This is a genomic window from Dysgonomonas sp. HDW5A (assembly GCF_011299555.1).
In the GTDB taxonomy this organism is placed as follows: Bacteria; Bacteroidota; Bacteroidia; order Bacteroidales; family Dysgonomonadaceae; genus Dysgonomonas_A.
Genome location: NZ_CP049857.1, coordinates 3232018 through 3245987, shown reverse-complemented (window position 1 = coordinate 3245987; position 13970 = coordinate 3232018). Strand labels below are relative to the sequence as shown.

The following is a 13970-nucleotide window of genomic DNA, read 5'->3' as shown; positions in this document are numbered from 1 at the left end:
AATTTAATAGTTCATCTACTATAAAATACGATTCGTACAATGAAAGATTCTCGTGCTATTATTCTGATTTATTCTCCCGATCAGCCGGGTTTAGTAGCTGCCGTTACTGATTTTATCTGTGTAAACAGAGGAAATATCATTCAACTCGAACAACATGTAGATAAGCAAGAAGATATTTTCTTTATGCGGGTCGAATGGGATATCGAGAATTTTTTGATTCCCAAAGATAAGATTGGAGAATATTTTCAGACCATGTATGCCAATAAGTTTGAGATGACTTTCAGACTGTATTTCAATGATTATACACCGAAAATGGCAGTATTTGTATCTAAAATGTCACATTGCCTTTTCGATATTCTGGCACGTTATACTGCAGGCGAATGGAACGTTGAGATACCGCTTATTATAAGTAATCACGAAGATTTACGCTGGGTTGCCGAGAAATTTGGGATAGAATATCAGGTAATCAAAATCACCAAAGAGAATAAAGAAGAGATGGAAGCCAAACAAAAGGCTCTACTCAAAGAAAAAGGCATCGATTTTATTGTTTTGGCACGTTATATGCAAATTCTGACAGACGAATTCATCAAAGAATACCCAAACAGGATTATCAATATACATCATTCATTTCTTCCAGCGTTTGTTGGAGCAAAGCCATATCATGCAGCTTACGAAAGAGGTGTGAAAATTATAGGTGCAACAAGCCATTATGTTACAACTGAACTGGATGCAGGTCCTATTATCGAACAAGATATTACACGCATATCGCATCGCGACAGCATCTCCGATTTGGTGCGTAAAGGACAGGATTTAGAGAAAATTGTATTGTCGCATGGTATCGAATACCATATCAACAGAAGAGTGTTAGTTTACAAGAATAAAACTATATTATTCTCATAACTCTATCTCATCAGCAGAAATATATCCGTGGCTGATACAGTAGAAGATTAGCCCCGATACTGTTTTGATACCTAATTTAGCTGTAATATTTTTGCGGTGAGAAAGAACCGTATTAAGGCTGATATTAAGGCGATCTGCTATTTCTTTGTTGAGTAAACCTAATGCTACAAGTTTTAAGACATCCAGTTCACGAACCGAGATGGCAGAATCTTCTTCTAAGAGAAGATTTGTTTTGGGTTTACCGATCAAGCTTTGCCAGTCATCAACACCGGCCTCTGATAATTCGGCAATCATTGGCTTTAGGATCTTTTCTCTTATACGGTTGTGCTTGCTTAGATCGTTCAACAAACTATCAACCGAAAATACAACTGCATAACAAAGATTCTCATTGAAACTACCCGATATATGTTTTATCAGAATGTTCTTCAAATCCAATAATAACGCCTGAGAAGTATCATCATCCAACAAACCGTTGTTGATCCGGTGGATTAATGCATCTTTAAAGCGAAAAAACAATTTACGGATAAGCTCCAATTGCTTATTATTGGGATCACTCGTAGCGATGAGAGCATTGAGGTGTTTTTCTATATTGGGAATCTGACCATGCATATAATACATATCAGTTCGTTTCAAATAATCGGTCACCAAATCAATTTCAAATTCCTGCAATTTTTTTTCAGGAAAATAGTCTTCATTGAGATAAGTATTCAGAATAGTCAGAAAAAAGTCAATATTCTGATTATATTCGGTGCAGATGGTTTTTACCGATTTATCCTCCAACCCTAATTTGATACCGAAACGGTTGATAACCGGTATCAGTAAATAATTTACACTAACAATTTCGGACAAAATAGATGCAGGAGTCAGAAAAGCCATAAATTAAAGAATATAATGTTAAGGTCTCAGACCTTTTTTATTACTCTGGTAATAATGAAAATAACTATCAACTATCAAAAAAATGAAGCGAGAAATAGTTGGACATTATCTAAATAGTATTGTTCTTCAAATTTACTCAAATTTTCCGACATCTTCTTTTTAGTGAAGTTAAATTTAATACCACAAGCATCATGTTTGTTCAATCCGTTTTTGTTGAGTACTTTTGAACCTAATTCTAACCACATATTTATATTAGATGAAACCCGATAGTTTGATTTTTGACATGGACGGTACTCTTTGGGATGCCGTAGATACTTATGCTTATAGCTGGACACAGGTTTTGAAGGAAATGGGAATAGACAAAACCCTTACTAAACAAGACATCCAAGGCTATATGGGCATGGAAGCAAAACAGATATACAAGGAGATTTTTCCTCAATTACCGGAAGAGACTATCGAACAAATATATCGAAATATTATCGTCAAAACAGACGAACTGCTACCTAAAATGGGTGGTAATATTTATCCTGATGTATTGGAAGGTATTGAGCAATTATCGCGAAAATATAAATTATTTATGCTGAGTAATTGTCAGAAAGGAAGCATTCGTGACTTTATGGTATATACCGAAACAAAACCATACTTCTGCGATTATATCGAATATGGCTCTAATCATCAGCCTAAACACATCAATATGAAAACATTGATAGACCGATATAATCTAAAGGCTCCGATGTATATAGGTGACACCGATTCGGACAGAAAGCAATCTGATCTGGCTTATGTTCCTTTTGTCTTCGTATCCTGGGGATTTGGAAAAACAGATTCTTATGCTCATAAGTTCGACACAATGAAAGATTTAACCGAATATTTTATGAATCTGTAATCTAATCATAAAGACTTCAGATCTCTTTATTACCAATAGGCTATGATAGCTACAACCATTTTAATCATATTTGCCGCTTACTTCGGAATATTATACCTGATATCGGTTCTTATCAGCCGGGGAAGCTCCGATAATGATGCATTTTTTGTTGCCAACCGCAAATCGCCCTGGTATATTGTTGCTATCGGAATGATAGGAACAAGTGTATCGGGCGTTACGTTTGTTTCGGTTCCGGGAATGGTTGGAGCTTTTAATATGTCATACATGCAAATGGTATTCGGATTCTTTTTCGGATATCTCGTCGTTGCCTATCTTCTTTTACCGCTCTATTATAAGCTCAACCTTACCTCGATTTATACTTACCTCGATCAACGGTTCGGCAATTATTCATACAAAACAGGAGCTTCATTTTTTATACTTTCACGCATCATAGGTTCTGCTGCCAAACTTTATCTTGTAGCTCTTATTTTACAGACATTGGTCTTTGAAGCATGGCATATTCCCTTTTGGCTTACGGTTAGCGGCATTATCTTATTTATATGGATATATACCCGCAAAAGTGGCATTAAAACAATTGTATGGACCGATATGCTGCAAACGCTTAGCTTTGTCATAGCAGCTATACTTATTATATGGCAGGTATCTTCGCTATTAGACTTTAATCTGAAAGAAGTTGTAACAACCGTAGCTGATAACCCTCATTCAAAGATATTCCATTTCGAGTGGAAAAGTCCGATGAACTTTTTCAAGCAATTTTTCAGTGGTGTATTTATAGTTATTGTAATGACCGGACTCGATCAGGATAATATGCAAAAGAACCTGACTTGCAAAAACCTGAAAGATGCACAAAAAAACATGCTTACTTACGGGTTTTTATTTACTCCGATAAATCTTCTCTTTTTGGCATTGGGTATTCTTTTATTAGTATTTGCATCACAAAAAGGAATAACATTGCCCGAAGTTTCGGATGAGATACTACCCTATTTGGTTAGTAATTATTTGGGATTACCTTGCCTCATTTTTTTTACTATTGGAATAATTGGAGCTTCGTTTGCCAATGCCGATTCTGCTCTGACATCGCTTACAACGTCTTTTTGTGTCGATATACTAGGAGTAGATAAAAAAGACGATAAACAAGCTAATACAACCCGTAAAAGGGTTCATATCGGGATGAGTATTGTATTTGTTCTTGTGATTCTTTTTATCCACCATATCGGTCAGGAAAATGTACTGAATACTATTTATAAAGTAGCCTCGTATACTTATGGACCCCTTTTAGGCTTGTTTGCTTTGGGCTTATTTTCTAAGATAAATATCAGGGATAAACATGCTCCGTTTGTATGTATTACAGCCCCTATTATATGCTATTTCCTGGAAGAAATGCTTTTCTCTTGCTTTAATTATAAGGTAGGGTATGAAATACTTATGTTGAATGGATTACTCACAGTAATTGGTCTACTAGCCATCAGCAAAAAGAGTGAATCATCTGTGTTCAAATAAAAAGCAGATGCTATATCAAATAACACCTGCTTCATATATAATATAAAAATTTACAAATCATCTATTGCTTAATGCGTCCAAGGCATTAAATGCACTCCGCCATCTTTAGCTTCCTCGTATTTTTCTTTATTGAACGAATACAAGTAAGGAGCTTTATGAGCACCATTCTTACGCTTTTCGTTGAGTCTATTTATTAAACCGACTGATAACATCTTACGCTGAAAATTACGTCGGTCTAACTCCTGACCTAATATTGCTTCATAAATTAAACGAAGCTCAGGCATGGTGAACTTTTCAGGTAACAACTCGTAACCTATAGGAATAATGCCAACCTGTATACGCATTGTTTTGATAGCTTTGTCTACAATCTGGTTATGATCAGCAAACAAAGGCGGCAGATCATTTAAATCGTACCAACCGACTTCTTCAACTGATTCATCTACACTAATGGATACCTTATCATATTCTACCAAAGCATAGTATCCCATCGATACAAATCGCTTTAGAAACCAATGATTATCATCAGGACTTACTCCCCAAGACTCTAACATCTTAAGGTTCTCTTCCTTCCGAGTTCTGTCGCAATTTCCAAATAAATGAAATTGCTTTAAATAAAGATTATCAAGACCAACTCTCGCTCTTATGATACGATCAGCTGCATCGTCTACATGCTCGTCAATATGGATAAAGCCACCAGGCAACATCCATTTATCACTTATCTTAAATTTATTGAGTAAAACTTTTAAATTTCCTTGATGAAAAGCCAAGACCACACAGTCGACAGAAACACTGTCCAAGAAAGTATCATTAGCTTGTGCAAGAACTTCTGCTGTTGAATACCGCTTTGTCATTTTTGATATGTTTTTTGTCTACTAGTTAATAATTTATTCTGATTTTATCAGAATATGCTATTGTGTTATATCTACAAAGATAGCATTTTCATCATTAAATTAACTTATTTATCAACAAAAACTCCATCTTCCATTCTTTTAGGGTCTGCAAAGATCATCATTCCTGTCTTCATTTTCTTAAATCCCAACTTTCGATAAAAGTCTTCTTTTCCTGGAGACGCATATAAAACAAAATTACAATCAGGGGTAGCATCTAGAAGGATATCAACAACTTTACGTCCAATCCCATGACCTTGATACGTAGGATCAATGGCAATATCATATAAAGCTGTTTGTCGTACTCCATCAGAAATACTCCGCCCCAAACCAATCATTTTTTTCTCATCAAAAACAAATACTACAGCATAACTATTTTCGAATGAGATACGATGCTTGTCTGCATCCACAGATGACATCCCTACTTTATTTAATAATTCGGGAACCCTATCCCAATCTATGTTAGTACAATCTTTTTGATATGTTAATTCCATAAGGTATATATTTTATGATCAAAATTCACCAAAGTAAGCAGTCGAAAATATTTAATGATAGATTAAAGAAGCATAACTAATTGCTATTCTGAGAACTTGCTAAAAAAAGGACTGAGACCTTAATCATCGTCAGCATCTATCCCTTTTATTTCTCGGGCAATCATCAGATGTCTTTGAGCCAGTTCTTCATTGCCTATATTGGCATAACATTGAGCCAAATATTCATGACATGGAGCATGATCAGGTTTTACGACAGATGCACGATCCAAGTCCGTAATAGCCAATTCATACTCTTCCATTGCTATTCTGTTTTTTCCTCTGTTATATAATGCTTTAAATAACAAAGGACTAAGACTTACGGCTTTATTGAAACAGACATCGGCTTCGTAATAATCCTTCATATCATACAAAGTTACGCCTTTGCGTACCCATGCATCTACATACATGGGGTCCAGATCTAATGCTTTATTAAAATTGGCCAATGCTGCTCTTGTATCTTTATAGGAAACAATACATTCATTACCCAGCAAATAGTATTCTTCGGCATATTTATGAAGAGCCGTGCGTTGCTCCAGCATCTTAGTGATTAAAAGCTTATTTTGCTGTTCTAGTTCATTTATTACATTTAATTTCTTTCGTATAAAACGTTTCGACAAAGGCTTTTCAATATCATAACGGGCACGTATGGCCTTAAAAAACGTTTCGATACAATCTTCGAAGTTACCCTCATCAAAGTCTTTTATCGTTTTAGAATACAGATAATCGGCATCGGACTCTTTCAATGCTTTTTCGATCAATTGCTGATTATTGAACTGACGGCTGAATTCTATAATTTCGGGTCGAACAAAGACATCCGATCTACTAATCATTTTCCGTAAAACCATACCTTCCAAAGAGGTACATCGGCTCAAAGCAACATAGGCTTGACCGCCTGCAAATACACCTCCATTGAAGTCAACAATAACCCTGCTGAATGTCAAACCCTGACTTTTATGTACAGTGATTGCCCAAGCAGCCTTAAGGGGTAACTGAGTAAAAGTACCTATAATTTCTTCCTCTATTTTCTTTTCAGCCTCATTGTATTTGTAACGGTAATTTCTCCAGGTTTCAAGATCCACCAAGACTTCTTTTCCATCTTCAAGCAGCACATATACATTGTCCATCTCATCAATGTTAGACACTACGCCCAATGATCCGTTTACCCAGCGTCGAGGCCATTGCTGATCGTTATGGATAAACATTACCTGTGCATGCTCTTTCAAAAGAAGATTTCTGGCTGTTGGAAGACTCGATTCGGGAAAATCTCCATCAATTGTACCATTACTGATAAATTCGGGAGTTTCGAGTTCAGCCATCTTCTTTTCATTGATGTAATCGACATTATCACGCTTTGTTGCTAAGGTGATATACATTTCATCTTCGGATGGATTAAAAGAGGGTTGAAACCGAGTATTAAGAGTCTGCATTTCTGCCGATCCTACTACACCTGTCCTTATTTTATCGAGAATAGAAATAAAAATACGGTCGGTCTGCCTGTATATCTTGGTAAACTCGATAGGAACAAGTTTAGCTTCCGAAAATACTTTTGCTGAAAAGAAATACGGATTCGGATAGAACCGACTCAGTATATCTTTAGAATCGCTTGTTACTACAGGCTCTAACTGAAATACATCCCCCACAAAAACCAATTGTTTTCCACCGAAAGGGGTACGCATATTGTTCGAATATACACGAAGAATACGATCGATACAGTCTATCATATCGGCACGCACCATCGAAATCTCATCTATGATGATAAGCTCAACTTCCTGAATTAATTTTCTGTGATCTTTTTTATATTTAAAGAATTCGAATATACGTCCGTTTACCAGACTCAAATCCTGATCATCGAGCAACATCGGTCGAAATGGCAGTTTAAAAAATGAGTGAATGGTTGACCCATTGGCATTTATAGCTGCAATACCTGTTGGTGCAAGTACTACGTATTTCTTTTTCGTAATATCGCACAAATGCTTTAAGAATGTCGATTTTCCGGTACCGGCCTTACCTGTCAAGAAAACAGATTGGCGGGTGCGGGTTATTAAATCGAGTGCATTCTTAAATTCCGGATTGGATGTATCTATTGTTGGTATCAAAATCTCCTTTTTTTCTTAAATACAAAAATACAAAAAAAGCCTTGAATCGGCATCCCAATTCAAGGCTTCTCTTTGTTAATAAAGGTCACATACCTTTATATCATCGATAGTGTAATCATTCGAAATCGGCATCTACAACGCCTTCATTGACCTTTACATCTATAACTTTAAACTCAACTTCCATACCTACATTTATAGTCGAAGAATAAGGTATTTTCACGCCCGATATCTCTCTATAATCACTATAAAATCCTAATTGATCCACTTGCTGACCGGGAGCAACTTCCTTTTTAACTCCTTCGCCTACTTTTAAACCGGTATTCACATCGTAATAAAATGCATTATCGCCATCAACCAATTTATAGACATCTACACCATTCAAATTATCTATTCCGGCTAATTGAATTGTTGACGAATTAATCATTAATAATTCAGGGAAAATAGCCGAATATTTCATGTCAGCCAATTCTTCACTTGTCATGTCTTTTCGCTGTCCTTGTACTTCTACAAATCCTGTTTTACCATTATAAGCAGTCTTTAGTAAAGTCATTCCCATACCGGTTATCAGTTGAAATGATTTTCCATCGGCAGTATTTTTTTTCAGCAATGTTATTTCCTGTCCCTGTATACTTGCTGTTGATGTAGTCGAAAGAGTTTTTATAGCCTTTAGTGCTGCTTCTCCCCCTATTGCATTTATATATTTATTTAATATATTCTGTACAGTTACACCTGCTTCTACCGTTTTAGTTTCGGGCTTAGTAGTCGGATTTCCATACTTATCGAAGAAATCAATAGGAATACCTAGTCTTTCGAGTCCGGGTAATACGTCGGAAGCTTTACCGGCTATAACAATACGTGCTGCATCATCCGAAAAGTACTTCTTAGCAGCAGCCTGAACTTGCTCTAAAGTAACAGCATCAATATTCTTGATGTAGTTTTCGTAAAAATCGGCAGGTAACGATTGTGTTTTTTCACGAAGAGCAAAACCGGCAACGGTTTGAGGTTTTTCGGCAGTCATCACAAAATTACCAATATACTTAGCCTTAGCCAATTCCAGTTCTTTAGCCGAAGGAAGAGTTGTGCGTATTCTTTTTACTTCTTTCAACATTTCGACCAATGCACTATCTGTTACAGCATTGCGAACGGCAGCGGCAGCAGAAAAATCAGTCGTATATTTATCAGCTGCTATACCGGAATAAGCCCCATAAGTCCAGCCATGTCCCTCTCTTAAGTTCATAAACAGATAACCGTCGCTACCTCCACCCAAAATATAATTGGCTAATAAAACAGCAAAATAATCAGGATCAGTCATTTTCAGATTGACTATGTTATTTACCGATATTTCGGACTGAACTGCATTAGGCACATCAACAAAGCCAATTCTGGTCTCTGTAAGATTCACAGGTTCGTTATAAACACTTTTAGGTGCAGAAGCTTTTTTCCATGACGAAAAATTCTCTGTCACCAATTTTTTCACTTCATCAAACTTCACATCTCCCACTATTACCAGGTAGGCATTTTCAGGTACAAAATACTTTTGGTAATAATTATTTATATCTGCCATTGTAATCTTATTGATAGATTCTTCGGTCAGATATTCTCCTTTGGGATGATTTCGTCCATACAGCAGAACATCTTGAACCCTGCCTGCAATTGCACTGGTACTTTTCTCATCCACTTTAATAACATCCAATAATTTAGCTCTTTCGCTTTCTAACTCCTCTTGTGTAAACAAAGGATCAAGAGCTCCTTTTGATGCTAAAGAAAGCACCTCCGGGAAATATTTCGATAAAGTGGTTCCTCCAATACTGTGTACACTAAAACCGATAGATGCTCCAAAGAAATCGAGTTGTTCATTATACTCGTCTTTGCTGATTTTAGAAGTACCATTACCCAACAATGAACTAGTCAGGTTATCAACTCCTTTTATGTCTCCTTCGAGCGATGGCGGATTATCTAACGATAAAGAAAACGTTACTCTGGGTAACTTATGGTTCTCAACTACCAAAACTTTCAGTCCGTTAGGTAAAGTAAAAGTCTGGGGTTTTCCCAAATTTATTTTAGGTGCCGGTCCGGGTTGGGGTTGCACCGATCTGTCGACCTGAGCCTGAACAGACAGAGACATTACAAATGCAAAAGCTATATATAATATTTTCTTCATTTTTTGTTTATTTAAAGTAGTGTGAAATTTTATTTTTTAGGAAGATAATCGAGAACCAATCGTTGGTTTGGCTGTAAATATTTATTAGCCACCTCCCTGATTTCTTCTCTAGTTATCGATCTGTAGATATCTATTTCACTATTTATCAAATTAACATCGCCATATAATAAATAATATTCGGCAAGGCTGCTTGCGACCCCTTCACTTGTTGCATTCTGACTTACATAAGCATTTTCAAACTTGTTTTGCAGTTTTTGATACTCTCTTTCCGAAATAAGTTCTGTACGTATTTTAGCAATCTCTTCATCTATAACTACCTGAATCTCTGATAATGTTTTACCTGTCATCGGCAGTGCATAAACCACATAGGCACTGTAATCTTCTTCTCCCATATTAAATGATCCTGCCTCTAAGGCCAGCTTGTCTTTATCTACGAGCCTTTTATATAATCTCGAACTTTTTCCGCCACTCAAAACCGACGATATCATATCCAAAACCCTTGCATCACGTTCCTTCATCGAAGGCATACGATAGGCATTCAACAACATCGGAAGCTGAATATTAGGATCTTCGTAAGTATCATTAATTTGTTTTGCAATAGGGTCTTCCACAAATTGGTTCTTCACCACATCTGCACCTCTTGGGATGGTTGCAAAATATTCGGTAATCCACTCTTTTGCTTGTTTAGTATCGAAATCTCCGGCTACTACCAGAACAGCATTATTGGGTACATAGAACTTCTTAAAGAAAGCTTTAAATTCATCTAACGTAGCTGCATTTAAATGTTCCATCGAACCGATTGGAGCCCAACGGTATGGATGTTTTGTGAAAAGATTCTTTTTAATAACTTCCCATATTCCGCCATAAGGCGAATTATCTATTCTCAATCGTTTTTCTTCTTTTACGACTTCGCGTTGAGTATCTACACCTATTTGATTGATCACCGGATGATACATACGTTCCGACTCCATCCATAAAGCCAATTGCAGATTGTTCGAAGGAAAGGTTTCGTAATAGTACGTTCTGTCATCATTCGTATTTGCATTACCTTGCCCACCATTGGCTCCTAGAATTTTATCCCATTGTCCGCGAGGAATATTTTCTGTTCCTTCAAACAACAAATGCTCAAAAAAGTGAGCAAAACCTGTACGATCAGGGTTTTCGTCCTTTGCTCCTACATGATACATAACTGATGTTGTAACTACAGGAGCCGATTTGTCCTGTTGTAAAATAACATGTAATCCGTTATCCAGAGTAAATTCCTCAAACTCGATATGTTGTGCCATAACAGCCACTCCCGAGATGAGAAACAGTCCGAATGCTATAAAAATCTTCTTCATGCTTTTTATTTTTCTATTATTAATATCATAAGTCGACATTTGTCGATAATAATCACACAATCTTGTTTAAAATTCGATATTAGTCTTGCTTAGGATACATACTATTCCACCACGACGAATCGTCTTGTAACCATTTTGCAAACCAAGCGTAAATGGAGTTATTCCACTCGATACGCTTTTTATAATCTCTTATTCCGTGATTTTCGCCTTTTACCTGAATAAACTCAACCGGTTTTCCCAATATTTTGAGAGCTGTATACATTTGAATACTTTCGCCAATAGGCACGTTAGTATCCTCTGTTCCATGCAATAACAGAATCGGTGTTTTCACTTTATCAGCCTGAAATAATGGACTTTGTCCCACATACAACTCAGGATTATTCCAAGGATAACTGTTTGCACTGGCTCCCGAACTATAGGTATATCCCCAAAAACCTTCGCCCCAATAACTTGCCAAAGAACTTATTCCGGCATGAGATATGGCAGCTGCAAATAAGTCGGTTTGAGTCTGTAAGTACATGGTCATAAACCCACCGTAAGAAGCACCTATACATCCGATTTTACTTCCATTCACAAATGAATGTTCTGCCACAAACTTTTTGGTTCCTTCTATAATATCATCAGCCGTACGTTTACCCCATGCATTCACATGACGGGCAGCAAATTCTTGACCGTACCCTGTAGTTCCGCTTGGTTGAAGTACATACACTACATATCCCAAAGCTGCATATACATTCGAAGGATAAGGAGCCTCCATGGTTCGTGGCGTTGGCATAGTTCCGCCATAATAATAAACAATCATCGGATATTTTTTGGCAGGATCGAAATTAGGCGGTAAATAATACCGACCATCAATGGTTGTTCCATCGGAAGCTGTAAAGCTCCAGTCTTCGACTTTCCCGAGATTCAAAGAGTTTAATCGGTCTTTATACGGATCGGCAACCAATGTCGAACGCTGACTTTTCAGATCCAAAGCATAAGCACGTGTCGAATTTGATGCACTTACTCCGAAATAGGCAGCAGCCGGATTACTATTTGCAAAAGAAATCGAGCGAATTACATCTTCATTCAATGGAACTAAGCTGAATTGTTTTTGTTTCGGGTCGTATTTATAGATACGCTCGTAATCTTTATCGGTTACCGAGAAATAAATAAAACCATCTACAGCATTCCAATATGATTTGTTGATACTTGGTTTAAAGTCTCGTCCCAAAGCTTCTACTTTGCGGCTTGCGATGTCCATAATAAAAGCCAGATTGTTATAACTGTTTGCCGTTTGCCCCTCTTTGATATTCTGTCCGATTCCATTAAAAGCTTCTGCTGAACCTACTATAAGAATACTATTTCCATCGGGCGAGAAAGATGCCGAATTGGCAAACCCTTCATTAGTCCATAATGTATCAACAGCTAAAGTTTGCACTTCGAGCCTATACATGGATGTTTGAAAAAACGGACGCACTGTTGGCGTATATTCTGTTACCGAATAAAGCAGATAACGAGAATCTTGACTTATATCATTCAAATTGGTTGAATGTCTCCCGAATGTCAAACGCTGTTTCAATCCTGTTGAAAGATCATAACGAGATAAGAAATAACGATCCTGATTATTAGGCTGCCTGCTTTCGGGTGTAGTCAATAAAATAAGATCACCTTTGGGAGTATCGGCAACCTCACGATCTGCATAAATTAAATATTGCTCGTTAGGTGCTATTTGAAAATCTCCGGTCGGAATATTAGAGGCAATCACTTGCTCTACCATCGTTTCAGGATCTACAACTATCAGTTTAACCTCACCACTCGCATTATCGGTATAATACAGCTTATTGGAAGTAGGCATCCATTCATATTTATTACCTGTACTCAAAGCTATACGCTTATTTGTTTTCAGATATAAAAGCTCTTTGGAAGAAAAGGTTTTTCCATCACTTTTAGTTGTAGTATAATTTAGCAGAATATACTGTCCGTTGGGTGAAATTGAGGTCGATGTTACACGCTCACCGTCCAATATATCTTGTATCGTAATATTTCTTTTACCTCCATTATCAAAAGTGTAATTTACTGTCGATTTTTTATCTTCGGGCTCAATGGTTACTTTTATTCCCTCTGGACTTTTATTCGATGCCAGACTCATATATTTAATCAGAACAGTATATGTGCCTGGGGTAGCAGAAAAGTTTAACTTTATTGTCTTAGAGCTTAACAAGGTATCTTCGATAGAAGTTTTAGAGGCTTCTTTATTTCCATTAATATATGCTTCAAACATACTTGGAGCTGTAATTCGTATATTGGTTTTCGCATACTTGTCTGCATTCAACCGAAACGATAATAAATGAAACCGTGCTCCTTTTTGAGGTTTACTGACAAAGAAATAATTAGACAAGTCGGGTTTTAACTCCTCTATAAACGATTTTTGATCGGGAAAAGAGATAAAAGATTCGAGGATATCTTTATTATCGAATTTATTCCCTTTCAGATTTACAGAATCAATCATTACAGGATTTTCGACATCGTAAAACCGACCTGTCGAATACAATTTTTTCAAAGTAATAGTTTGTTGTGCCAACATAGTCTGGCAAATAAGTGCACAACATAGAATTAAATAAAATTTGGGCTTTGTCATAAATACTTTAGGGCTTATATCTCATTATTACTTTGGCGAGTGTAAATACTCAACACTATCTATAAGGTAATAAAGGTAATAAAACAACTTGTTCGAAAAGAAAAAAAACAAAAAAAGTAAGAGGATATATTTCTACATCCTCTTACTTTTTCATTTTTATTGAAGCTAAAT

At 36.6% G+C, this 13970-nt stretch carries 10 protein-coding genes; 3 read left to right on the top strand and 7 right to left on the bottom strand.

Annotated features, from left to right (window positions below):
• Positions 1–39 precede the first annotated feature (39 nt).
• Complete coding sequence (gene purU, locus G7050_RS13615; RefSeq protein ID WP_166116356.1) at positions 40–900, top strand: formyltetrahydrofolate deformylase; 861 nt, start codon at positions 40–42, stop codon at positions 898–900.
• Here the strand turns inward: purU and G7050_RS13610 are convergent.
• On the bottom strand, positions 895–1776 hold the full coding sequence (locus G7050_RS13610; RefSeq protein ID WP_166116354.1) for a helix-turn-helix transcriptional regulator: 882 nt from the start codon (positions 1774–1776) through the stop codon (positions 895–897). The genes purU and G7050_RS13610 overlap by 6 nt on opposite strands.
• Positions 1777–2032: 256 nt before the next feature.
• On the opposite strand from G7050_RS13610, the gene G7050_RS13605 reads away from it, so the two are divergent.
• Positions 2033–2662 (top strand): HAD family hydrolase, encoded by a 630-nt coding sequence (locus G7050_RS13605; RefSeq protein WP_166116352.1) that lies wholly within the window; start codon positions 2033–2035, stop codon positions 2660–2662.
• Between the two features lie 42 nt (positions 2663–2704).
• Entirely contained in the window at positions 2705–4162 is a 1458-nt protein-coding gene (locus G7050_RS13600; RefSeq protein WP_166116350.1) for a sodium:solute symporter, read from the top strand.
• 68 nt (positions 4163–4230) lie between these two features.
• Here G7050_RS13600 and G7050_RS13595 read toward each other — a convergent pair whose 3' ends face one another.
• The 6 genes from G7050_RS13595 to G7050_RS13570 form a co-directional block, all read right to left on the bottom strand.
• The gene (locus G7050_RS13595) at positions 4231–5013 is read right to left on the bottom strand and encodes an NUDIX domain-containing protein (protein WP_166116348.1); all 783 of its coding nucleotides are present in this window, start codon (positions 5011–5013) and stop codon (positions 4231–4233) included.
• Positions 5014–5117: 104 nt separating this feature from the next.
• Positions 5118–5543, bottom strand: coding sequence for a GNAT family N-acetyltransferase (locus G7050_RS13590; RefSeq protein ID WP_166116345.1), 426 nt, complete (start codon positions 5541–5543; stop codon positions 5118–5120).
• A 119-nt stretch (positions 5544–5662) separates the two neighbouring features.
• Positions 5663–7678: an AAA family ATPase gene (locus G7050_RS13585; RefSeq protein WP_166116343.1), complete on the bottom strand. Its 2016-nt coding sequence runs from the start codon at positions 7676–7678 to the stop codon at positions 5663–5665.
• A 115-nt stretch (positions 7679–7793) separates the two neighbouring features.
• On the bottom strand, positions 7794–9839 hold the full coding sequence (locus G7050_RS13580) for a pitrilysin family protein (protein WP_166116341.1): 2046 nt from the start codon (positions 9837–9839) through the stop codon (positions 7794–7796).
• A gap of 29 nt (positions 9840–9868) precedes the next feature.
• Positions 9869–11179, bottom strand: a complete 1311-nt coding sequence (locus G7050_RS13575; RefSeq protein WP_166116339.1) for a pitrilysin family protein — start codon at positions 11177–11179, stop codon at positions 9869–9871.
• A gap of 79 nt (positions 11180–11258) precedes the next feature.
• Complete coding sequence (locus G7050_RS13570) at positions 11259–13799, bottom strand: S9 family peptidase (RefSeq protein ID WP_166116337.1); 2541 nt, start codon at positions 13797–13799, stop codon at positions 11259–11261.
• Between the last annotated feature and the right edge of the window lie 171 nt (positions 13800–13970).